The organism is Sporosarcina sp. E16_3, from assembly GCF_017347125.1.
Lineage (GTDB): Bacteria > Bacillota > Bacilli > Bacillales_A > Planococcaceae > Sporosarcina.
The window spans coordinates 12,291-33,114 of sequence record NZ_JADPRX010000022.1; the positions used below are offsets into that span (position 1 = coordinate 12,291).

At 42.0% G+C, this 20,824-nt stretch carries 23 protein-coding genes and 1 riboswitch; of the genes, 18 read left to right on the plus strand and 5 right to left on the minus strand.

What is annotated here, in order from left to right; genetic code table 11:
* Positions 1–140 precede the first annotated feature (140 nt).
* From I2483_RS13040 to I2483_RS13065, 6 genes are all read left to right on the plus strand, one after another.
* Complete coding sequence (locus tag I2483_RS13040; protein ID WP_207277625.1) at positions 141–1,409, plus strand: MFS transporter; 1,269 nt, start codon at positions 141–143, stop codon at positions 1,407–1,409.
* 15 nt (positions 1,410–1,424) lie between these two features.
* Positions 1,425–2,798 carry a glucarate dehydratase gene (gene gudD, locus I2483_RS13045; protein ID WP_207277578.1) on the plus strand — a complete coding sequence of 458 codons (1,374 nt, stop codon included), beginning with the start codon at positions 1,425–1,427 and terminating at the stop codon, positions 2,796–2,798.
* 95 nt (positions 2,799–2,893) lie between these two features.
* Positions 2,894–3,871: a 2-hydroxyacid dehydrogenase gene (locus I2483_RS13050; RefSeq protein ID WP_207277579.1), complete on the plus strand. Its 978-nt coding sequence runs from the start codon at positions 2,894–2,896 to the stop codon at positions 3,869–3,871.
* A 25-nt stretch (positions 3,872–3,896) separates the two neighbouring features.
* Positions 3,897–4,844, plus strand: a complete 948-nt coding sequence (locus I2483_RS13055; RefSeq protein ID WP_207277580.1) for an ornithine cyclodeaminase family protein — start codon at positions 3,897–3,899, stop codon at positions 4,842–4,844.
* Positions 4,845–4,879: 35 nt separating this feature from the next.
* Positions 4,880–5,572: a FadR/GntR family transcriptional regulator gene (locus I2483_RS13060; protein ID WP_207277581.1), complete on the plus strand. Its 693-nt coding sequence runs from the start codon at positions 4,880–4,882 to the stop codon at positions 5,570–5,572.
* Between the two features lie 296 nt (positions 5,573–5,868).
* Positions 5,869–5,983: riboswitch (SAM riboswitch) on the plus strand.
* Between the two features lie 227 nt (positions 5,984–6,210).
* Entirely contained in the window at positions 6,211–6,948 is a 738-nt protein-coding gene (locus tag I2483_RS13065) for a cyclase family protein (protein ID WP_207277582.1), read from the plus strand.
* 431 nt (positions 6,949–7,379) lie between these two features.
* Here the strand turns inward: I2483_RS13065 and I2483_RS13070 are convergent, their stop codons facing one another.
* Positions 7,380–7,859 (minus strand): immunoglobulin-like domain-containing protein, encoded by a 480-nt coding sequence (locus I2483_RS13070; RefSeq protein WP_186672740.1) that lies wholly within the window; start codon positions 7,857–7,859, stop codon positions 7,380–7,382.
* Between the two features lie 191 nt (positions 7,860–8,050).
* Between I2483_RS13070 and I2483_RS13075 the strand changes: the two genes are divergently transcribed.
* Complete coding sequence (locus I2483_RS13075) at positions 8,051–9,001, plus strand: hypothetical protein (protein ID WP_186672741.1); 951 nt, start codon at positions 8,051–8,053, stop codon at positions 8,999–9,001.
* 123 nt (positions 9,002–9,124) lie between these two features.
* Here I2483_RS13075 and I2483_RS13080 read toward each other — a convergent pair whose 3' ends face one another.
* A complete protein-coding gene (locus I2483_RS13080; protein WP_207277626.1) occupies positions 9,125–9,493 on the minus strand; it encodes a VOC family protein in 369 nt (122 codons plus the stop codon).
* A 251-nt stretch (positions 9,494–9,744) separates the two neighbouring features.
* Between I2483_RS13080 and I2483_RS13085 the strand changes: the two genes are divergently transcribed.
* From I2483_RS13085 to I2483_RS13130, 10 genes are all read left to right on the plus strand, one after another.
* Positions 9,745–9,948 carry a helix-turn-helix transcriptional regulator gene (locus I2483_RS13085; protein ID WP_207277583.1) on the plus strand — a complete coding sequence of 68 codons (204 nt, stop codon included), beginning with the start codon at positions 9,745–9,747 and terminating at the stop codon, positions 9,946–9,948.
* Between the two features lie 2 nt (positions 9,949–9,950).
* Positions 9,951–10,250, plus strand: coding sequence for a hypothetical protein (locus tag I2483_RS13090; RefSeq protein WP_207277584.1), 300 nt, complete (start codon positions 9,951–9,953; stop codon positions 10,248–10,250).
* Between the two features lie 243 nt (positions 10,251–10,493).
* The gene (locus I2483_RS13095) at positions 10,494–11,276 is read left to right on the plus strand and encodes a hypothetical protein (RefSeq protein ID WP_207277585.1); all 783 of its coding nucleotides are present in this window, start codon (positions 10,494–10,496) and stop codon (positions 11,274–11,276) included.
* Between the two features lie 5 nt (positions 11,277–11,281).
* Positions 11,282–12,052 (plus strand): hypothetical protein, encoded by a 771-nt coding sequence (locus I2483_RS13100; protein ID WP_186672744.1) that lies wholly within the window; start codon positions 11,282–11,284, stop codon positions 12,050–12,052.
* Between the two features lie 2 nt (positions 12,053–12,054).
* Positions 12,055–12,423 carry a GntR family transcriptional regulator gene (locus tag I2483_RS13105; protein ID WP_207277586.1) on the plus strand — a complete coding sequence of 123 codons (369 nt, stop codon included), beginning with the start codon at positions 12,055–12,057 and terminating at the stop codon, positions 12,421–12,423.
* The gene (locus I2483_RS13110; protein WP_207277587.1) at positions 12,416–13,108 is read left to right on the plus strand and encodes an ABC transporter ATP-binding protein; all 693 of its coding nucleotides are present in this window, start codon (positions 12,416–12,418) and stop codon (positions 13,106–13,108) included. Before I2483_RS13105 ends, I2483_RS13110 begins: the two co-directional genes overlap by 8 nt.
* 169 nt (positions 13,109–13,277) lie before the next feature.
* Positions 13,278–14,195, plus strand: coding sequence for an ABC transporter ATP-binding protein (locus I2483_RS13115; RefSeq protein WP_207277627.1), 918 nt, complete (start codon positions 13,278–13,280; stop codon positions 14,193–14,195).
* A complete protein-coding gene (locus I2483_RS13120) occupies positions 14,164–15,114 on the plus strand; it encodes an ABC transporter permease (protein ID WP_346267729.1) in 951 nt (316 codons plus the stop codon). Before I2483_RS13115 ends, I2483_RS13120 begins: the two co-directional genes overlap by 32 nt.
* Positions 15,115–15,531: 417 nt before the next feature.
* Entirely contained in the window at positions 15,532–16,920 is a 1,389-nt protein-coding gene (locus I2483_RS13125; RefSeq protein ID WP_207277589.1) for a TldD/PmbA family protein, read from the plus strand.
* Positions 16,921–16,923: 3 nt separating this feature from the next.
* The gene (locus I2483_RS13130; RefSeq protein ID WP_207277590.1) at positions 16,924–18,267 is read left to right on the plus strand and encodes a TldD/PmbA family protein; all 1,344 of its coding nucleotides are present in this window, start codon (positions 16,924–16,926) and stop codon (positions 18,265–18,267) included.
* 144 nt (positions 18,268–18,411) lie between these two features.
* Here I2483_RS13130 and mscL read toward each other — a convergent pair whose 3' ends face one another.
* Together mscL and I2483_RS13140 are read right to left on the minus strand one after the other, a co-directional pair.
* On the minus strand, positions 18,412–18,795 hold the full coding sequence (mscL, locus tag I2483_RS13135; protein WP_186672752.1) for a large conductance mechanosensitive channel protein MscL: 384 nt from the start codon (positions 18,793–18,795) through the stop codon (positions 18,412–18,414).
* Between the two features lie 144 nt (positions 18,796–18,939).
* On the minus strand, positions 18,940–19,251 hold the full coding sequence (locus I2483_RS13140) for an MGMT family protein (RefSeq protein WP_207277591.1): 312 nt from the start codon (positions 19,249–19,251) through the stop codon (positions 18,940–18,942).
* Between the two features lie 113 nt (positions 19,252–19,364).
* On the opposite strand from I2483_RS13140, the gene I2483_RS13145 reads away from it, so the two are divergent.
* Complete coding sequence (locus tag I2483_RS13145; protein WP_207277592.1) at positions 19,365–19,862, plus strand: hypothetical protein; 498 nt, start codon at positions 19,365–19,367, stop codon at positions 19,860–19,862.
* A 243-nt stretch (positions 19,863–20,105) separates the two neighbouring features.
* Here I2483_RS13145 and I2483_RS13150 read toward each other — a convergent pair whose 3' ends face one another.
* On the minus strand, positions 20,106–20,750 hold the full coding sequence (locus I2483_RS13150) for a phosphatase PAP2 family protein (RefSeq protein ID WP_207277593.1): 645 nt from the start codon (positions 20,748–20,750) through the stop codon (positions 20,106–20,108).
* Between the last annotated feature and the right edge of the window lie 74 nt (positions 20,751–20,824).

Sequence of the window (20,824 nt, forward strand, 5' to 3'; positions counted from 1 at the left end):
AAAAAGCTTAACTCCTTATTTTTCAAAAAGAGCTACTGAGCTTTCATTTTTTTCTTTCAATGAAAGGAAGTAAATGAGTGGGGAAATTCACTGGAATCAGGCGGTATAAAAAGAATCGTTTTCGATATAAAATTATTTTTATGGTTTTCATTGTGACAGTGATTAGTTACGCGGATCGTTCCATATTGTCGATTGCAGGTAATAGTATCGCCATTGACCTAGGGATTAATGAAATTACGATGGGCTATATTTTTTCTTCTTTTAGTTGGGCATATGTCATCGGACAAATTCCAGGCGGACTGTTGATAGACAAGTTTGGAACAAAACGAGTGTATGGCAGCTTGATAATATTGTGGTCGTTGCTATCGTTATTGCATGGCGTTATTGGATTTATACCCCTTCATTTTGCAGTACTATCATTATTTATCTTGCGTTTTTTTATAGGATTAATAGGCGCCCCTTTATTTCCTGCAAATTCTAGGATTGTAGCTGAATGGTTTCCGATGAAGGAACGGGGATTTGCCACTGCTACTTTCACTTCAGCACAATACTTTGCCGCCGTGCTCTTTGCCCCACTAATCGGATGGGTTTCATATTCTTATGGCTGGGAATATGTCTTCTTTCTTTTAGGATGCATTGGAATCGTGTGTGCAGTCGATTGGTTAAGGAATTATGATCAACCTGGAAAGCATCAATGGATTAGTGCTGATGAACTTGAATTCATCAAAAGAGGTGGCGCGTCCGTTTTAGGCAATGAAAAAACGGATAGTGGAAGTGAAAAACGTGTCGGTTATAAGCGTCCAGTTTTCCAATTGTTACGCAATCGCATGGTTGTCGGAGTGTACGTTGCACAATATTGTTCAACCGTTATTACTTTCTTTTTTCTTACGTGGTTTCCGGTATACCTTATTACGGAAAAGCAAATGACTGTTTTACAAGTTGGATTCATTTCCATATTTCCGGCACTTGCCGCTTTTATCGGGGCTTTAACTGGTGGTGTATTTTCTGATACATTGATTAGAAAAGGGTATTCTCGGACGCTTGCAAGAAAAATCCCGATTATCGCCGGAATGCTTATTTCAATGACTATTATTAGTGCCAACTATATGGATTCGATTGTCTTTGTCATTGTTATTATGTCTTTTGCGTTTTTTGGAAGAGGTTTCGGAGGATTAGGCTGGGCGATTATTTCTGAAACATCGCCAAAAGAAGTTGCGGGACTTAACGGTGCATTATTCAATACATTTGGTAATGTAGCGGGTATTACTACACCCATTATAATCGGTTACATTTTACAAATTACTGGTTCATTCAATATGGCGCTATTATTTGTCGGTGTGAATGCATTCATCGCCATATGCTGTTATTTATTTGTCGTTGGTGAAATTAAGGAAATAACAATTCAGTAATTGGAGGGATTTTTTATGTTAACAGAGACTGCGGAAGAACGTACAAATACGGAGGGGAAAAAGTCAAATACTCCGAAGGTCGTAAAAATGACTGTAATTCCAGTAGCAGGTCACGATAGCATGTTGTTGAACTTGAGTGGCGCACATAGCCCATTCTTTACGCGAAATATACTTATTCTCGAAGATAATTACGGGAATAAAGGCGTAGGAGAGGTACCGGGCGGAGAGGCGATTCGCCAGACGTTAGAGGATTCAAAGCCATTCGTAATTGGTGAATCCATCGGTACATATAACTCGATATTAAATAAAGTTCGAAAACAATTTGCTGTCCGGGATGCGGACGGGCGCGGTGCACAAACATTTGATTTACGAACGACAATTCATGTTGTTACGGCTATTGAAGCGGCATTATTGGATCTACTAGGGAAGTTCCTAGATGTACCTGTCGCGGCATTGCTTGGTGAAGGTCAGCAGCGCAGTAGTGTAGAAATGCTTGGTTATTTGTTCTATCTTGGTGATCGGAACAAAACGGATTTACCTTATCTAAGCGATTTGAACGCCAAAGATGATTGGTTCAGACTGCGGCATGAAGAAGCATTGACGCCTGAATCGATTGTTGCACTTGCGGAGGCGGCCTATGAACGCTACGGCTTTAATGACTTTAAACTAAAAGGCGGAGTGCTTTCTGGAGATGAAGAGATGGCGGCGGTGACAGCGCTTGCAAAACGTTTCCCGGAGGCGAGAATTACACTGGACCCAAATGGCGCCTGGTCATTAGAGGAAGCCATTCGACTTTGTAAAAACCAACATGATGTACTTGCCTATGCTGAAGATCCATGTGGAGCGGAAGCCGGTTATTCTGCACGCGAAGCAATGGCTGAGTTCCGCCGCGCTACTGGACTTCCAACGGCTACCAATATGATTGCAACAGACTGGAGACAAATGGGTCATGCGATTCAGCTTAATGCCGTTGATATTCCGTTGGCCGATCCGCATTTCTGGACGATGCAAGGTTCAGTTCGTGTCGCACAAATGTGTAATGATTGGGGATTGACGTGGGGCTCGCACTCGAATAACCATTTCGACATTTCTCTTGCAATGTTCACGCATGTTGCTGCAGCTGCACCTGGAGAAATCACGGCGATTGACACGCATTGGATTTGGCAAGATGGTCAACGCTTAACAAAAGAACCGCTTCAAATTAAAAATGGGAAAATCGAAGTTCCATCTGCGCCTGGCTTAGGTGTTGAAATTGATATGGAGCAGATCGAAAAGGCCAATAAACTCTATATCGATCAAAACCTTGGCGCTCGTGATGATTCTATCGGTATGCAGTATTTAATTCCAGAATGGAAATTCGATAATAAACGGCCTTGTTTAGTCAGGTGACTTTAAATCGATAGTATTCTGCTATATGGAAAATATATGGGGTAGGCCAGCGGGAAACGTTGGTCTATATTCTGTTTTAGTAAGGAGGAAATTCGATGGAGCATAAAGTGATTGTTTATAAAAAAATAGATCCTCAAGTTTTAGATTATCTTCGAACAACGTGTCAGGTCGTTTACTTTGAGGAGCTAAATGAATATACATATCCACAGTTTAAAACACATCTCCAAGATACGCATGCACTTCTAGGATCTGGTTTAAAGGTAGACAATGCGTTACTAGCACAATCTCCGCAATTGAAAGTTGTAAGCAACGTTTCGGTCGGATACGATAATTTGAATTTATCATTGCTGACAAAACGAAATATAGTGGCAACAAACACGCCAGGTGTTTTGAATGAGACCGTAGCAGATGCAATGTTTGGGCTATTACTTTCCGCTGCAAGAAGAATTCCTGAATTGGATGCCTACGTTAAGCGGGGGGATTGGAATCAGCAGCTAGGGGAGGAGTTATTCGGAACGGATGTTCACGGAAAAGTGATTGGAATTGTGGGAATGGGCGGCATTGGGAAAGCAATTGCTCAGCGGGCGAGATTTGGATTTGGTATGGAGATCCTTTATCATAACCGCAACCGTGATGTGGATGCTGAATCGACTTATGACGCGCAGTATTGTAGTTTACCTGAACTTCTAGAGCGCTCTGATTTTGTCTGTAATATGGTGCCACTCATTGTTGAGACAAAGAATTTATTTGGTGCAGCAGAATTTAAATCGATGAAGACCAGTGCCATCTTCGTAAACGGTTCACGTGGTGCCGTCGTGGATGAAGAAGCTTTGCATGATGCATTGGTCAACAAAGAAATAGCTGGGGCTGGCTTGGATGTTTATAAGCAAGAGCCAATTGACACGAGTCATCCATTGTTGAAGTTGTCAAACATCGTTACGACACCCCATATCGGATCAGGGACAAAGGAAACGAGATTGAAAATGGGGATGCTGGCTGCGGAGTCCGTTTTAAAAGTGTTTGCCGGGGAAACACCATCTAACGTATTGAACCCTATAGAAATAGTTAAGTAACGCGATTATTTTGAGGAGGTTGGCTATGCATTTTATTGACGAACAGGAAATTAGAAGTCTTATCTCGATGAAGGATATTATCGATACAATCGAAGAGTATTACATAAACGATGGAGAGAAGAACTCCTTTGTCCCCGAACGATTATTCATCAATGATGATGACAATTCGGCGCTATTAATGCCTTCTTTTTATGAAAATTATTATGGGGCGAAGCTGATTGGTATCGCTCCAGGCAATGCTGCAATCGGGGAAGCTACGTTAAGGGGCATCTTCTTGTTGAATGAAAGGAAGACGATGAAACCACTTGTCGTTATGGATGCCAGAACGATTACCGCTATGCGGACTGGTGCAGTCAGTGGATTGGGTATGAAATACTTGGCATCGGATGAAACGGAGACCATTGGCATTCTAGGCACTGGCGATCAAGGGTGGAGTCATTTACAGGCGGCTTGCGCTGTAAGGTCAGTAAAGAGGGTTTTAGTGTATAATCGTAGTAAGGAAAGACTCGATAAATTTATAGAGAAAGCGAAGAAGGAGTTTCCAACTATTCGATTTGATAGTTCAGATCCTGCGAGCATTGTAAAAGAGGCACAAATTATTATTACAACGACGACATCAACAAATCCGGTTATTCCTTACGACGGGCAAGTTGATTTGACTGGAAAGCATTTCGCAGGTTCAGGTGCATTCAAATCATTTATGCAAGAGATTCCCGACTCAATCATCAAAGAAGCAGATCATCTATTCGTCGACACGCATGCAGCATTTTCCGAATGTGGAGAAATGATTAACGCAAAAAAGTTTGGCCACAGTGAAGAGACAATCCCGGAGTTGAAAACATTGGTTCAACAAGGTGAAAATGAAAAGATGAAACAAAAAGTAACTGTTTTCAAATCGGTAGGTGTATCTATTTTTGATATCCTAACAGCTAAGCTGATCTATGAGAGATATCAAAGTCTGGTTGAAGTTTAAAGTGTCCTTGGAAACATAAGAAAAGGAGGGTTGAAATGAAAGAATATAAAATGGACACTGTCCGTAGAAGCACCCTCTCGCAACAGGTGTTAGAACAAATTGTTCAGCTATTAATGAGTGGGCAGCTGAATCCGGGGGATAAATTGCCTCCAGAAATGAATTTGATGGAACAATTTGACGTTAGCCGGCCTGTACTGCGGGAAGCGCTTAGCTCTTTGGAGACCTTGGAAATCATTACGAGAAGGCCGCGCGGAGGTACGTTTATAAATGATAGGGTCGGAAGTAATCCATTTAAGGTAATGCTCGCGCTATCGATTAACAATGTTCCTGCGATCATTGAAGCACGCATGGCGTTAGAGTTGGGGCTTGTCACGATTGCAGCCGAGAAGATATCGGATGAGCAACTCGAAAAGATCAAAGAAACAATTGATAGCATTCAAGAAAATGCTGATAGTGATTATGGTCGTTTAGATAAGGAATTCCACAGATTGATTGCACAAAGCGCCAACAATCCAGTCGTCGAAGGAATGATAGATTCCCTGCTCATTACGCATGAGAAAACAGACAGCTTAATCACCTATCGAGAGCCTGATATTACAATTGAGCATCACTTAGCCATCTATGAGGCGTTGAAAAAAAGAGACCCGTACGAATCATTCACACAGATGTACAGGCATTTAAGCTATGTAAGAAAGAAAATAATGGCAGACTATAAGGAAAAACAGTAGCATCGAAAAGTTGGTACATACTTATGAGCTTTTTTGTTTGTCTAACTTGTCCGAGGGAAAAAGATGTGACTATATATGTAGAACAAATGAATGCCTATATTAACTGAGAGAAGGCGCGTTACAAGGGGTAGCCTCGCCCTAAGACTGGTGGGCGAAGCTGCTCGGCATCCCCTAGCGTCGCGGCGAATTTAATGGGATTCTATATCATCATATATATATAGAAAGTTTTATATATTCTGTATTGACAATTCATTCAGGAACATGTATTGTACTATTTAACAACTAAATACGTAACTTTCTTATCCAGAGAGGTGTAGGGACTGGCCCGATGATACCTCAGCAACAGACTTGTAAAAGTACTGTGCTAATTCCAGAAGCTTAAGTGTAATGCTTAGGGCTTGTAGATAAGAAGAGCAAAAAGCGATTATGCCAAAACCTCTTCTTGAAATTTAGAAGAGGTTTTTTGTTTCGTCTAGGCTCCGGGCGCCAGATGCTAGGGTCATAAGCTAAAGCTACTCTGCGGCAAAGAACGCCGCTACGCATCTTCATCTTATGCCTGTCGCATCTAAGCAGGCGCCCTTCGCTTTTGTTTTTTCTGGAGACTAAAGTTACCTTCAAAAGATGGAGGGAGAATTATTATGTCAAACGAATTAATCGATGCAATTGCTTTGTTAAAAAAGAAAGAATGGGTCGATTTAACACATACCTTTGGACCCGAATCACCCCATTTTTCAGCATTTGATGCAGCAGAGTTTACGACACTATTCGATCATGATGATGGTTTTTTTGCACAGAGCTTTAAATTTGCAGGACAGTATGGGACACATATTGATGCACCAATTCACTTCGTACGTGATACAAGATACTTGGATGAATTGGGTTTAAAAGAATTGGTATTACCGCTTGTTGTCATCGATAAATCAAAAGAATCCGATGCAAATCATGATTTTACATTAACTGTTGAAGATATTCTGAAGTTTGAAGCTCAGCACGGACAAATTGAGGCAGGTACATTTGTAGCACTACGCACAGATTGGAGCAAACGCTGGCCGGATAACGAGGCTTTTTGCAATAAAGATGCCGATGGGAATAACCGTATACCGGGTTGGGGTCTTGCTGCTTTGCAGTTTTTATTTGACGAAAGAAAAGTGAAAGCAGTTGGTCATGAAACATTCGATACCGATTCAGCCATAGACTTTCAAAAGAACCAAGCTCTTCTAGGCGAATATTACGTTCTTGAACAAGATACCTATCAAATTGAGCTATTAACAAACTTGGATAAAGTGCCTGCAAAAGGCGCAGTCATTTTTAATATCGTCCCTAAGCCGGAAAAAGCATCGGGATTCCCAGTCCGCTCATTCGCGATACTGCCATAAAAAAAGAGTCCGCTCATTTGCGCTCCTGCCGTAAGAAAAGAAAGAAGGTCCGCTCATTTGCGCTCCTGCCGTAAGAAAAGAAAGAAGGTCCGCTCATTCGCGCTCCTGCCGTAAGAAAAGAAAGAAGGTCCGCTCATTTGCGCTCCTGCCGCAAGAAAAAAAGAAGGTCCGCTCATTTGAGCTCATGCCGCAAGAAAAGAAAGAAGGTCCGCCCATTCGCGCACCTGTTGTAAGAAAAGAAAGAAGGTCCGCTCATTTGCGATCCTGTTATAAGAAAAGAAACGGATTGGCGTCAACGCATCATGGCAACAAACTGACAGAAGAGCAGCAATGTGAAAAATTGGAATTCATAGTGGGCGTGGCGAAGGAAGTTTGGGGATAAAAACTGATAAACCGGAACAAGGCTCATATGCTTTGTTCCGGTTTATTTATTATTCCACTGAAAACAGCGCGGCAACGGATAGTTCGTGCATTGGCTCACCTGTTGAAATAAAGGTTTTCACAAGACGGTATTCACCTGGAATCAGTGTCACGCCGAGTGCGTCGACCGAAAAAGTCTGGTTTGTTTTACTGCCAGCTGACAACATATTTCCATAGTCTTTGAAAGACGGGTTTTTTAAGAACACGGCATCTGAGTAGGTAATCATATACCACTGGTCATCTTTATTTACTTCTATATGATAAAACTCGCCTAACTGGTAATCGGATGAGCTGTCGTTTCGCACAAGCGTCTTAATGACGGGAGGCGAACCGATGAATGAATCTTCGTCCAATACAAGAGATAAACCTTCTTCTGATGAAAACATTTCCTGATCGGGCACGGGATCAGGCAGTGTAGAAACTGCTGGTTCTATCCCGCAGGCGGAGAGGGGTAGTATAAGAACAATTGCAATGGACAGTATTTTTTTCATGATGGACATACCTCCACTTCTAGCATATACCTTTGAGGGGGGGATAAACCTTGATTGAAATCAATAAATAGCTGTGGATAAGGTGATTCCTCTGACGATTAATTAGGTGTTATCCACATGTGGGTAAAATATAATGTGTAAATGAAACTTCATCCAATTGTTTTCGTATAACAGAGAAAGGGGTGGAGTCAATGAGACAGGAAATACAAGAACGACAAATGGAATTGACGATGATACGCACTGAGCGCGACCGGGTGACAAGGCGTCTTGGGGGCGCGGAGGTAAAACTTAAAGAAGCTATTATCCAACGTGATAACTTGCATGAAAAACTTACAAAAGAACAACAGGATGTAGTAAAGCTTGGTAAGTTTTCTTTTATGAATAAGATAAGTGAGTGGACAGGCAAGTGGGATGAAAAAATGGAGAAGGAGATTTCAGAAGCAGCAGATGCGGAGCTCCATTATAATGAAGCAGAAAAAGTAGTGAAGGACTTGGAAGCGGATGCGGTCCGATTACGTGATGAGATTAAAAATCCAGACTTCGACCATATCGAGGAAGAGTGGGCGGACTTTCTGAAGGAGAAAGAGACGTGGATTCGATTCAATGACACAATTGCGAATGGTACGCTACAAAAGATAGCAGATGATAGAGTAAGACTGCGTTCGATGCTGCGTGAAATTGACGAAGCTTGCGATGCGGGTACCAAGGCAAATCGGGCACTCGATGCGGCGTTGGAGAAGCTTGGGGCGGCAGAAGGATTGTCGATATGGGATACGTTCCTTGGCGGTGGCTTGCTGGTATCGGCTCTTAAATACTCCGAAATTAATAGCTCTGATGATCTTGTCCATCGCGCGCAACGTGCCCTTCGCCATTTTGAGACGGAACTGATGGATGTCCAAAATGCCGCGACTGAATCATTCACGGTGAACAAAAATGACATCTTTACATTTACTGACCTGTTTTTCGATAATATTTTTTCAGACTGGATGATTCATTCACGCATTACAGGCGCGAAAAGTAAGCTGAACGGTGTGCTTCAAGATGTGCGCAAGGTTCAAGACCGACTTGCGAGAAAGCGTGATGAATTGCTACATGAACTGGAACGATTGGATGTGCAAGAGAGGGAGATTATTGAAGCGTAATGGAGTGACAGGGTAGTAAGGGGGGGGCATGGAACTGACCCGGTAAATTATAGATTCAAATCAAAAACCTCATTGTGCATCCTTTTGCATAATGAGGTGAAATTTAAATGTATTATACACTTTTTATTCAAACGCTAAAAACTCTATCCGGTTGCCAAAAGGGTCATGTGTAAAAAAGCGAGAACGTCCTTCGATTGGAGGCTCTTCACTAATCTCATAATCAGCTTCTTCCAACCGTGATTTCAATTGCCTAAGTGAATTCACCGTAAATCCAGGATGCGCTTTTTTCGCAGGCATGAAGTCTTTCTGGATACCGATATGCACTTCTTGTGAGCCACAAAGGAACCAACAACCACCGCGTCCCGCCAAATTTTCTGGTTTTGGAATTTCCTCCATACCGAGTAACTCACTGTAAAATAAACGAGCTGCATCTTCGGAACCCGGTGGCGCTGCAATTTGGATATGATCAATGCCTGTTAGAAATGTATTCATCATCCAACACTCCCTTGAACGTAATACCTTTAGTATAGTCGTCATTGAAAATCAGTACCATTCTCCTTTTCTGACTCCGTGGCATAAGTAAAAGTTATAGACCTCGTTGAAAGTAATTGGATTTTCAAATAGATTGTGTATTAGTGTCTTGATAACTTTAATGGTGTATGCTAATTCTTACATAATGTTATAAATACTTTACAAAATGTTTTAAATATATTACAATCAATTTAGCGAAGGGGGTAGTGGATATGCTAGAGAATACAATTACAGTTTGCCGTGCAGAAAAGAAATGGACGCAACAACAGTTAGCTGACTCCGTGGGGGTCAGTCGACAAACGATAGCAGCAATGGAAAAAAATAAATATAACCCATCGCTGATTTTAGCTTTTAAAGTTGCCGATGTATTGAACAAACCAATTACCCAAGTTTTTAAGTATGAAAGGGAGGAATGAAAATGGGCTTATTTTTACAATTTCTAATTTTAATACTGGTGGTCATTGTAGTTTTGGCTGAAATTTATAGGGCCAAGTTTGAAAATAATAAGGAATCCAAAGACGAAAGGGGTTGGGAATTAATATATAAGGCGAAATCTCTATCCTATTCCATTTTGTCTGGTGGCCTAATAATAGGCGTTGTCATAGTAGGGGCTTTAAAATTACTTCCTTACGGAGGATTTATATTTATAATGATGGGTGCATATTTCATCCAGAGTATTGCTTCATCCATTTATCTATACCAAGCCAAAAAAGTTTAATAATAGTCAGATGATTATTCCTAATTGAATGAATTTGTGGGTAAAAGAGTGAATAATTGAATTAGTAAAACGCTGAGCATACAAGTTCGGCGTTTTTCTACTTCCAGCTGGAAATTAACATAGCGTTCATCGTTTATTCTTTTTGAACCATCTTTGAATTTTATCCCAACAAATCCCTTTACAACTCCTTTGCATATAGTGTACCATGTAGCTAATACACTAATACGAAGAGGGGGTACGCTGATGAAGCAGTGGAATGGATTGTTGAAGAAAGAGTGGGTAACGATGAAGTGGCCATTACTTGTTAGTGCGGTACTTGGGATCATCGTAATGTCATTTGTCCCACATCTGTTAGTAAACTTTATTGGTATCAAAGCACATGTCTTTGAAGTGGCGCTTGTAATCTGTTTCATTTGGGCGGGTGCAAGTGTGTTAGCACCGGTTACTGCATTGTTTATAATGTTGGAAAGAGAAATGAAACGTCCAGATGTATGGTTTCATTCGACGGCTTCCATTTTTAAATTGGTAGGAGTGAAAGCACTTTTTGCAACCCTTATTGGCGCTGTGGCATTGTTAATTCCCACAACGGTTCTTGCGATTCAACACGTATTATTCAGCTCGACAATGGCTACCTTTGATGATTTACTTTTCTTTGGAAGTATTTTTATCGTCATAATTTTCGCAGTATCGATATCATTTATGAGTATCGGGTTTTTCTTCTGGGTCATTGACCGACTGATGAAACCATATATAAAGGGATTCTCAATTGTTGCAACAATTATAATATTCCTTGTCGCGTCTCGGCAATATGCTCTATTTGCCCTCTCCGAACTATACGAGAAACTGTTTTTAATTGGTCCTATTGATTTAATGAAAGTCAAAAATCCGAAAATCAATGTGGATTTTATTTACTTCGAGCATACCGAAACATTTTTTTACACGGGTGAAATTCTATTTGATGCTTTCTTTACAGCCGCTATATTCATCATTGCAGCCGTCCTTTTTGAGAAGAAAGTGAGGTTGTAAACCATATGAAAGTTTGGAAAGGTTTATTGCAAAAAGAGTGGGCGCAGATGAAGTGGAGACTGGCCATCTTTGTTTTAATCAATAGTCTATTCCTTTCTTGGGGTGTGGATCGCGTGGTTTTTGGGCTGTCGGAAGGGTTCCTTACTTCTATCCAACCGATGATTGGACTTTTTTTTCTCCTTCACGTAATCATGGCGGTATCATTGCTTTTCCGTAGCCTAGGAAAAGACATAAGACGGCCGGATATTTGGCTTCATTCCCCCGCGTCGATGCAACAGCTGATTGGCGCAAAGTTTTTACTAATACTCTTGGCAACAGGCTTTTCGCTTTTGTTGTGCGGGATGGTTGTGGGTATCTCCTATTACGTAGGCGAAGGAGCTATATCCATTGCAGACAATTTGTCTTTATGGCTACGTGTGGGTGTTGTTATATTATTGAACGCCCTTTATGTCATGGCACTCGTTTTTTTCTTCTGGTCCATTTACCAAGTATTCCGTTCTTGGATGGGTTGGTTCTCGATTGTCGTCGTTATTATCTCGGTGAACATATGGCTCTATGGATGGGCACTTGTCTGGTTTACGCAAGTATTCCAGACAGTCAAGGAAATGATGCCTATGTATGGACCGATTCAGCCAATGGAACTCTTAATGCTTAACAATTATATTGTCCCAGGCGGAACGATTTTAACAATCGGTAGTCTTGTCCTTTACGGTATGATGACGGCACTCTATTTTGTTGTCGGGTCAATGTTGTTCGAAAAGAAAGTGAGGTTGTAACGATGGGCATAGATTTTCTTCCAGACAAACCAATTTATCAGCAGCTCATCGACCTGATTACAGGCGAAATTATTCGGGGAACGTTGAAACCAGGGGAGAAATTGCCATCCGTTCGTGATTATGCAGTTGAAGCCGGTGTGAATGCCAATACGATGCAACGCGTCTATAAGGAGCTGGAGCAGATGGAAATCACTGAAACCAAGAGGGGGCAGGGATCTTTCGTAACGGAAGATGAAATGAAGATTGCTATGCTTCGTAATGAAATGAAGGAACGGCTTGTGACGTCATTCATTCAAAGTGTTGAAGCGCTTGGTTTTACGAAGTCTGAAATGCTGCAGCAGCTACAGGAACGGGGTGGAAAAGATGATTGAACTGAAGAATATAACGAAAAAGTATGGCCGCAGGAAAGCGCTTGAAGACCTGACACTTTCTTTGCCACAAGGGAAAATCATAGGGCTTGTCGGAGAAAATGGGAGTGGAAAAACGACGCTGTTGAAACTGATTTCTGGGTTAGTGACACCTGATTCGGGAAGGGCGGCGTTCGGCGGAAGTCGCATTACGCGTAAAGTGGCAACCAATATTGCTTACATGCCAGATGCAGACCTATTCTATCCATATTTTACGGTAGGTCAGCTGATTGAGTTTTATGAATCTCAGTTCATTGATTTTAATCCGGCGAAAGCCAAAGAAATTGCACAGTTTCTGAATTTGTCTCTTGATTCAAAAATAAAGAATTTGTCGAAAGGGAACCGCGGACGCGTTAAAATTGCAGTGACTCTTGGGCGTGAAGCCGATTACTATTTGCTGGATGAACCGTTCTCCGGACTGGATCCGATGGTGCGTGACGATATCGCCAAAGGGCTTATTCGTTTTACTAATCCGGAGCGACAAACGGTCCTCCTGTCGACGCATGAATTAAAAGAAGTGGAACCATTGCTCGATGAAATCGTAGTACTAAGAGGGGGACGGATAATCGCGCATGAAGCGGTTGACGTAATCCGCGATACGTATGGGAAAGATGCTACTTCATGGATGGTGTCACTGTTTAGGGAGTAAGTAAAAAAATTCAAATGGATATGGTGTCTAGGCTCCAGGCGCCAGACGCTCGGGTCATAAGTCGGCCCGCCTGTGCGGCAAAGAACGCCGCTTCGCCGGTCCGTCTTATGCCTGTCGCGTCTAAAACGGCGCCTTGCGCTTTTCTATAGGGAGGGAAGTTGACGTGGAAATGAAACCAGTAGTGGAATTGAAGAACTTATCGAAAACGATAGGCAAGAAAAAGATTATCGACAACTTGAATTTATCGTTGTATCCGGGGCAAATCACCGGGTTCCTGGGCCCGAACGGGGCGGGGAAAACGACGACGATTCGGATGATGGTTGGCTTAATGGAGCCGTCGGGCGGGGATATCGTCATCGACGGAAAATTACTCGCTGATGATTTTGAAGTTGGGCTTTCCAAAGTAGGTGTTATCGTTGAAAACCCGGAAATGTATAAGTTCATGTCCGGCTATAAAAACTTACTGCATTTTGCGCGTATGCACGACGGTGTTACAAAAGCACGAATCGAAGAAGTCATTAACCAGGTAGGTATGCAAAACCGTATACACGAAAAAGTATCGACGTATTCACTGGGAATGCGGCAACGGCTTGGGCTTGCGCAGGCAATCCTGCATCGTCCGAAATTTTTAATTCTCGATGAACCGACGAATGGACTGGATCCAGCGGGTATCCGCGAATTCCGGACGTATCTCAAGATGATAGCAGAAAAAGAAGGTGTTTCCATTTTCGTTTCTAGCCATATGTTATCTGAAATTGAGCTTATGTGCGACCGGATTGCGGTCATTCAGAATGGTAAATTGGTTGATATCCGGGAAATGTCTGAAACGCAAGAATCTCACTATTATATTGAAATATTCCCGGCCGAAATGGCAGAAAGTATGCTGAAAGCTGAAGGATTCGCTGTAGAAGCACATAACGACGGATTTATTATTAAAGCAGAAAAAACGCAGATTCCAGGACTCGTACAGCAAATTGCGGCGAATGAGATGCAATTGTTTGCGGTTCACCCGCATCGCAAGACGCTTGAAGATCAATTCCTAGAAATGACAGGGGGTGGCCAGATTGCTGAGGCTCATACAAAATGAATGGATGAAACTGTGGAGTAAAAAAGGGACTTGGGTTATGACAGGTCTACTCGTTTTGGCAATTTTAGGGATGTTTGGTCTGACAAAATGGGTCAATACAATGAATAATTCCGAAGAACAAGATTGGAAAACGTCTGTACAAAATGAATTGACCTATGTGAAAGAAGACTTGAATAATCCTGAACGTGTGAAGAGCGAAAAGGAACGGTTAGAGGGCAAAGAAAAAGTTCTTGAATACCGACTTGCGAACTCAATTGAACCGCTAAGCGAAACTGGCAGGGAAAAAATGATTATGGGTTCGAGCGGTATCGGCTCCATCGCTGTTTTACTGACGGTCATTGTTGCCGCGGGAATTGTCGCGTCTGAATTTACGCAAGGGACAATTAAAATGTTGTTATCTCGTCCCGTAAAAAGGTGGAAAATTTTAACGTCGAAATATGTGACGGTTATTTTATTCGGTATTCTTCTTATGCTCGTCGGTTTCATTGTTTCTATACTTGGCGCGTTTATCTTCTTCCAATCGGGCAATGGGCAAGAACTTGTTTGGAATGGTAAAGAAGTAGTAGAAGTTTCTGTTTGGGGGAAAGGTCTTTATATGCTGCTCCTGTCATTTGCAAATGTATTTGTTACAGCAACGTTTGCATTCATGATTGGTAGCGTCTTCCGTTCTAGCTCACTTGCAATCGGGCTGTCGTTATTCATCTACTTTATGGGGTCGACATTGGTAATGCTCCTGGCGAGATATGAAATTGTGAAATACATTGTCTTTACGCATATGGATTTGACGATTTACGAAACGGACTTTCGGATTGTGGAGGGCATTACAATGCCATTTTCACTCGCCGTTCTTGCGGTTTATATCGTGATCTTCCTATTTATCAGTTATACAACATTCATAAAACGAGATATAACCGCATAACATACAAAAAGCCCTCCGATAATGGAGGGCTTTTGCGTGTACTTATTTATGGCTACTGAATGTACGAACTAGACCTGCGATATTACCAACGATTACGAATGCAAACAGTGTGAACATGATGTATAGGAACCACATTGACTATCACTCCTTTTAGACGATAAATCCTTTTTCCATTATACCACCACTGAGATTGGCAGGCAATGTTGTCTGAATTATGATGATGTTAATTGTGGCGAATTTGTTGTCGGAGCGAGGATAATCCATGAGTGCATGATCGAATAAAACTTTATATATCAGACGTCTGACGCACTTCTTTTTGGCGCGAATCAATTCTCTGGAAATACCAAATTAGTAATGTAAATGCTGTAATTGTATAGAATATTCGCTATAATCTAGTAGTAGAGGAGGAATGGGAATATGATCAAGCAATCAATTATTGAAAACGTATTGGAAGCCGCACTCTCCACGGGGGGCGATTTCTCAGAAGTATTTATTGAAGATAAGTATGTAAACACAATGGAATTACAAAGTGGCAAGATCGAGAAAAGCATTTCAGGTCGTGACTTCGGGATAGGTATCCGCATTTTTTCAGGTCTCCAATGCATTTATACCTATACGACGGATTTCTCGGAAGCGGGGTTAATTAATGCAGCAAAACGGGCAGCACTTGCGATTAAAGGCGGGGCGAACGGCACAATTCATCCTCTTCAAAAAGAAATCATTCAACCCATCCATACAATTACACAAATGCCGCGAACGGTGGAACATGCACGTAAAGTAGCAGTTATGAGAAAGGCTAATGACATTGCCAAAAACTACGATGAGCGCATCAAACAAGTCGCGCTGCGCTATATCGATGAGGAGCAGAATGTACTTATTGCAAACTCTGAAGGGAAATTCGTTGAAGACACACGTGTCTATAGCAGGCTCTCCATTCAGGCAACGGCTTCCGATGGCATTGAAATGCAGACTGGTTTCTATGGACCAGGCGCACATGCAGGTTTTGAATTTATAGAAAACCTGGATCTGAATCATTATGCAGGTGAATCTGCGCGCATTGCGGTGACGATGCTCGAAGCGGATGAATGTCCAAGTGGAAAATTCCCAGTCATAATCGACAATGAATTCGGCGGAGTTATTTTCCATGAAGCTTGTGGGCACGGACTTGAAGCAACTTCTGTTGCAAAAAACAACTCCGTCTTTGCAAATCGAATTGGCGAGAAGGTGGCGCCGGATATCGTGACGTACATTGATGATGGTACGCTTCCAAACGAATGGGGATCACTCAATGTTGACGATGAAGGTGAAAAGACACGAAAGAATATTCTCATTGAAGATGGTATTTTAAAAGGTTATCTTATCGATAAATTCAATGCACGCCGTATGGATGCAGAAGCGACGGGTTCTTCACGCCGCCAGTCGTATCGATTCAATCCGACATCCCGTATGACGAATACTTATATCGCGCCTGGGAAATCAACACCAGAAGAAATTATCGCATCGACGGAACATGGTATTTACGCGAAGTATATGGGTGGTGGTTCTGTGAATCCTGCAACAGGTGAATACAACTTTTCTGTTGCGGAAGCGTACCTCGTGAAAAATGGTAAAATCGATCGCGCTGTCCGTGGTGCAACCTTGATTGGCAATGGGGCAAAAACGCTGCAGCTTGTTGACATGGTTGGCGATAACTTGGCACACGGGGCTGGTATGTGCGGGTCAATCAGTGGAAGCTTGCCGGTTAATGTCGGTCAGCCAATGATTCGTGTCAGTGAAATTACCGTCGGCGGGACGAAGGGGGAATAATTAATGACTATCAACGAATTTCAAAAGAAGCTATTAGCTGAAGCAGTGGAAATGGGTTTCGAAGAAGCTGAAGTTTATTATAAGAAGTCCGAATCATTTCGAGTCATGATTTTCAAAGGAGAAATTGATAGTTACGAGACGTCTGAAGAAGGCGGCCTTGGTTTTCGCGGTCTCTACAATGGAAAAATGGGCTATGCTTATACGGAAAAAATTGAGGAATCCTCGATTGCATTTTTGATTGACAGTGCAAAAGCGAATGCGGATGTACTTGATGAAGATGACGGAACAGATATTTTCGAGGGCAGTGAAACATACACAAAGCATGACTTTTATAGCGAAGAACTTGCGCAAGTGCCTACCCTAAAGAAAATCGAACTGATCAAGTCAATTGAAGCGAAAGTTTTTGCGTATGATCCGCGTATTGTCACACTCAATTATTGCATGTTACAAGACTTTTCTGAGGAGCGCGTTATGGCGAATAACAAAGGCCTTTCATTGAATGAAAAGCAGAACGGTCTTATTATTTATATTTCGGCTGTCGTCAAAGACGGGGAAGAAATGAAAACCGGGAGCTTCAGTAAAATGACTCGCGACTTTAATGAGCTCGACGCAGATACAATTGCGAAAGAAGTAGCGGAAGAGGCATTGTCAAACCTAGGGGAACAATCAATTCCGACACGAAAATACCCAATCATCATGCGCCATGATGCATCCGCGTCGTTACTTGCAGCGTTTACACCAATCTTTTCGGCTGAAAACACGCAAAAGGGCCAGTCGTTACTAAAAGGAAAAGTGGGAGAAAAGATTGCGGCCGAAACATTCACGCTGCTTGACGATCCGTCTCATCCTGACGCAATTGCCGGTTCGAATTTTGATGGTGAAGGCGTGGCGACCCAAAAACGTGCAATCGTCTCAAACGGAACACTGGAAACGCTGCTTCATAACCGGAAAACGGCAAAAAAGGATGGGGTTAAAACAACCGGGCATGCACGCAAGCCTTCGTATAAAAGCACACTGACAATCGCTCCGTTGAATATGTATATCGCTCCAGGTAACAAGAGCAAGGAAGAACTAATTGCATCTATTGAAGAAGGTGTATTTATCACAAGCTTAGCCGGCCTTCATTCTGGAGTTAGTACGGTCTCAGGTGACTTTTCCATCGCAGCGACAGGCTTCCATATTAAAGGTGGGAAAATTGCGTCAGCCGTCAAGCAGATGACAATTGCCGGCAACTTCTTCGGTTTTTTAAAAGATATTGAAGAGGTAGGGGCAGACCTAAAGTTCATGCCAGGCGGTTATGGCTCACCTTCGTTAGTAGTAAAAGAGCTTTCTGTAACGGTAGATTGAGTCAGGAAGGCGATCCGGGTAATGGGGTCATCATTTCGTATTGTTAATCTTTCTGTTCACTCATCTATAGAAGTGAACTATTAGTTTTTTTAAAACAAAAAGAGGACAGTCCCATAGCAGGATTGTCCTCTATTAAAGTACATATTAAAGTGTTTTTCCTTCTTTCAGCAAATCACGAATCTCTATGAGTAGGGCTTCTTTAGGATCCACTTCAGGTGCTGCTTCTTCAACTACCTCTTCTTTACGTTTAAATTTCGCCATCAGACGGATCACCATGAAAATGACAAACGCGACGATGAGAAAATCAAAAATAGATTGAAGGAAAACACCGTATGTAACATCTGCATCCCCGATTTTCTGATGTAGCCCTGAAAAGTCAATACCACCAGAAATCACTCCGATAAGCGGTGTGATAATGTTTTCAACGAGCGAAGATACGATTTTCCCGAATGCGGCCCCAATTACAACTGCAATGGCGAGATCGAATACGTTTCCTCTGAGTGCGAAGTCTTTAAAGTCTTTTAGCATGTCTTTCATTCCTAACCAATTAATATTTTCATAGCATGGGCAAGCCCTATTCGACATTACCCTCTATAAAAGAATTATAAACCATTTGTCTCTAAATCTTCTAGAGGAGATGTACATATTTTTCATTGCGGTGTTTTAGTCATTTCAACCTTCATCGATATCAATAGGAAACCATCGGTATATGGTCAAATCAATTTTACCATTCTCTTTAAAGATAATTCCTTCCATCTCAAGCAACTCACGCTGGTCGCCATTCGTAAGTGAAATTGCGCCCTGCGCATTGATAATTCGATGCCAAGGCAACCCGTATTTTTTACTCATTGAATGCAGTACCCGCACAACTTGCCTCGCACCACGTGGACTTCCAGCAGCTGCAGCAACTTGACCATAAGTCATGACGTGGCCAGCGGGAATTCCTTGAATGATGCGTATGACACGTTCGGTGAATAAATTCATAAATAAAAGCCTCCTCGCGTTCTTTTCATTGTACCAAATCCGAATGAAACTAATTTCATTCAAGTACGTATAATTACAATAGAAGAGTCGGAAAATGGAAGGGATTGAGTTGTATGAGTGAATTATTCGCAAAGCGTACAGGCATTGGGTTTGTGTTAAAAGCTGCCGGGCTGGTTGTTATTGCATGGGGCATTATTCAAGGATGCATATTTATCATTTCGTTCGGAGATTCATTTTCAAATGGGATGGGGATTGCTGGTTTTCTGAATACCATTTTCACCTATTCAATTTGCGGAATCTTAATTATCGGTTTCGGGGAAGTCGTTGATTTATTGCAAAATATTCATGACCAAAATGACCCAAAAGCACAAGCGTTACAGGTTATGGAAGCCAATTCGCACACTGTTGCTAACACGCCGATTCCATTAGCTGCCGAGCAGGAGATAAAAGAATTTTATGCAAATCAAAACATCTGGGCCGACTCGATACTACCTTCGAAAAACCGTGATATCTTCATTGTAAAAGTAAATGGGCGCACTGACTACATTGAACTTGGAGGGCTTACGCCAAAAATCCTTACGGAGGAAGAAGCAACCAAGTACTTTGAATAGACTTGGTAAATGGGGTGTTAGGAACCTACTTTTTAATAGGAATTGCTACTTGGATAGCGGGTTTTGTAGTAGGTACCCAAGCAGTTAAATCAATAGGAAATGACACCTCAAAATAGATTGGAATGGGAGTTATTTCGCGGGATTTCCCAGGAAATGAATTGAATAAGGCCCTATTTTCACCTGATTGGCCGGGGATGTTAAAGGGGCCGCTCCACGTTATCTTTCTACGCGAAACGGCCTTTTTTATTTTTCATGTTTGTTTAGGAAATACCCGTAAACTGAAATAGCAATCGTCACCCAAAGCGCACTTGCTGCGAATCCTCCAACAATATCACTTGGATAATGGACGCCAAGGTAAATGCGACTTGTGCCAATCATAATGATCATGAAAGCAGTGAACAGAACAAGAACAACACGGTTCATAGTGGTTTTTACATTACGCCAGGCGATATACGCGATGATTGCATAAAGAGCGAAGGCCATCATCGAATGACCACTGGGGAAGCTAAAGCCGTTTGCATCCATGATCCGGTGGATACTCGGTCGCTCTCGTTTGAAATAACTTTTGAGCGCGCTGTTTAATAAAACGGAACCTGCAATGACTGCAATTAATAGAAATGCTTGATGACGGTAGCGTAGCACAAAGTATAAGACGATAAATCCGATCAAGGCAATTGTCGCAACGACATAACCTGAACCAATCCACGTAAATACTCTCATAATAGATGTCAGCCACGGTGCTTCCAGTCCTTGGACAAATCCAATAACGGCAGTATCGAAGTGTGCAATCGATTCGTTACCAACAGCGGTAGCGATATATCCAAAAGCGATACCAAAGAAGATGCAGAGAACAAATGCTAAAAGAAGACGAAATGACAATTCGCGCATTGAATGCACCCCTTTCAATTAATTGTATACTACTTCTAAGTGAAAACGACGAAGAATAATCCTAATGGACAAGT

What these genes read in the sequence shown, in the direction of transcription:
- I2483_RS13125 (WP_207277589.1), top strand. Translation starts at nt 15,532, where the DNA reads ATGATCAAGCAATCAATTATTGAAAACGTATTGGAAGCCGCACTCTCC.
- I2483_RS13085 (WP_207277583.1), top strand. Translation starts at nt 9,745, where the DNA reads ATGCTAGAGAATACAATTACAGTTTGCCGTGCAGAAAAGAAATGGACG.
- mscL (WP_186672752.1), bottom strand. Translation starts at nt 18,795, where the DNA reads ATGCTAAAAGACTTTAAAGACTTCGCACTCAGAGGAAACGTATTCGAT.
- I2483_RS13150 (WP_207277593.1), bottom strand. Translation starts at nt 20,750, where the DNA reads ATGCGCGAATTGTCATTTCGTCTTCTTTTAGCATTTGTTCTCTGCATC.
- I2483_RS13065 (WP_207277582.1), top strand. Translation starts at nt 6,211, where the DNA reads ATGTCAAACGAATTAATCGATGCAATTGCTTTGTTAAAAAAGAAAGAA.
- I2483_RS13145 (WP_207277592.1), top strand. Translation starts at nt 19,365, where the DNA reads ATGAGTGAATTATTCGCAAAGCGTACAGGCATTGGGTTTGTGTTAAAA.
- I2483_RS13130 (WP_207277590.1), top strand. Translation starts at nt 16,924, where the DNA reads ATGACTATCAACGAATTTCAAAAGAAGCTATTAGCTGAAGCAGTGGAA.
- I2483_RS13115 (WP_207277627.1), top strand. Translation starts at nt 13,278, where the DNA reads ATGAAACCAGTAGTGGAATTGAAGAACTTATCGAAAACGATAGGCAAG.
- I2483_RS13040 (WP_207277625.1), top strand. Translation starts at nt 141, where the DNA reads ATGGTTTTCATTGTGACAGTGATTAGTTACGCGGATCGTTCCATATTG.
- I2483_RS13080 (WP_207277626.1), bottom strand. Translation starts at nt 9,493, where the DNA reads ATGAATACATTTCTAACAGGCATTGATCATATCCAAATTGCAGCGCCA.
- I2483_RS13050 (WP_207277579.1), top strand. Translation starts at nt 2,894, where the DNA reads ATGGAGCATAAAGTGATTGTTTATAAAAAAATAGATCCTCAAGTTTTA.
- I2483_RS13070 (WP_186672740.1), bottom strand. Translation starts at nt 7,859, where the DNA reads ATGAAAAAAATACTGTCCATTGCAATTGTTCTTATACTACCCCTCTCC.
- I2483_RS13110 (WP_207277587.1), top strand. Translation starts at nt 12,416, where the DNA reads ATGATTGAACTGAAGAATATAACGAAAAAGTATGGCCGCAGGAAAGCG.
- I2483_RS13075 (WP_186672741.1), top strand. Translation starts at nt 8,051, where the DNA reads ATGAGACAGGAAATACAAGAACGACAAATGGAATTGACGATGATACGC.
- I2483_RS13055 (WP_207277580.1), top strand. Translation starts at nt 3,897, where the DNA reads ATGCATTTTATTGACGAACAGGAAATTAGAAGTCTTATCTCGATGAAG.
- I2483_RS13140 (WP_207277591.1), bottom strand. Translation starts at nt 19,251, where the DNA reads ATGAATTTATTCACCGAACGTGTCATACGCATCATTCAAGGAATTCCC.
- gudD (WP_207277578.1), top strand. Translation starts at nt 1,425, where the DNA reads ATGTTAACAGAGACTGCGGAAGAACGTACAAATACGGAGGGGAAAAAG.
- I2483_RS13105 (WP_207277586.1), top strand. Translation starts at nt 12,055, where the DNA reads ATGGGCATAGATTTTCTTCCAGACAAACCAATTTATCAGCAGCTCATC.
- I2483_RS13100 (WP_186672744.1), top strand. Translation starts at nt 11,282, where the DNA reads ATGAAAGTTTGGAAAGGTTTATTGCAAAAAGAGTGGGCGCAGATGAAG.
- I2483_RS13060 (WP_207277581.1), top strand. Translation starts at nt 4,880, where the DNA reads ATGAAAGAATATAAAATGGACACTGTCCGTAGAAGCACCCTCTCGCAA.
- I2483_RS13090 (WP_207277584.1), top strand. Translation starts at nt 9,951, where the DNA reads ATGGGCTTATTTTTACAATTTCTAATTTTAATACTGGTGGTCATTGTA.
- I2483_RS13095 (WP_207277585.1), top strand. Translation starts at nt 10,494, where the DNA reads ATGAAGCAGTGGAATGGATTGTTGAAGAAAGAGTGGGTAACGATGAAG.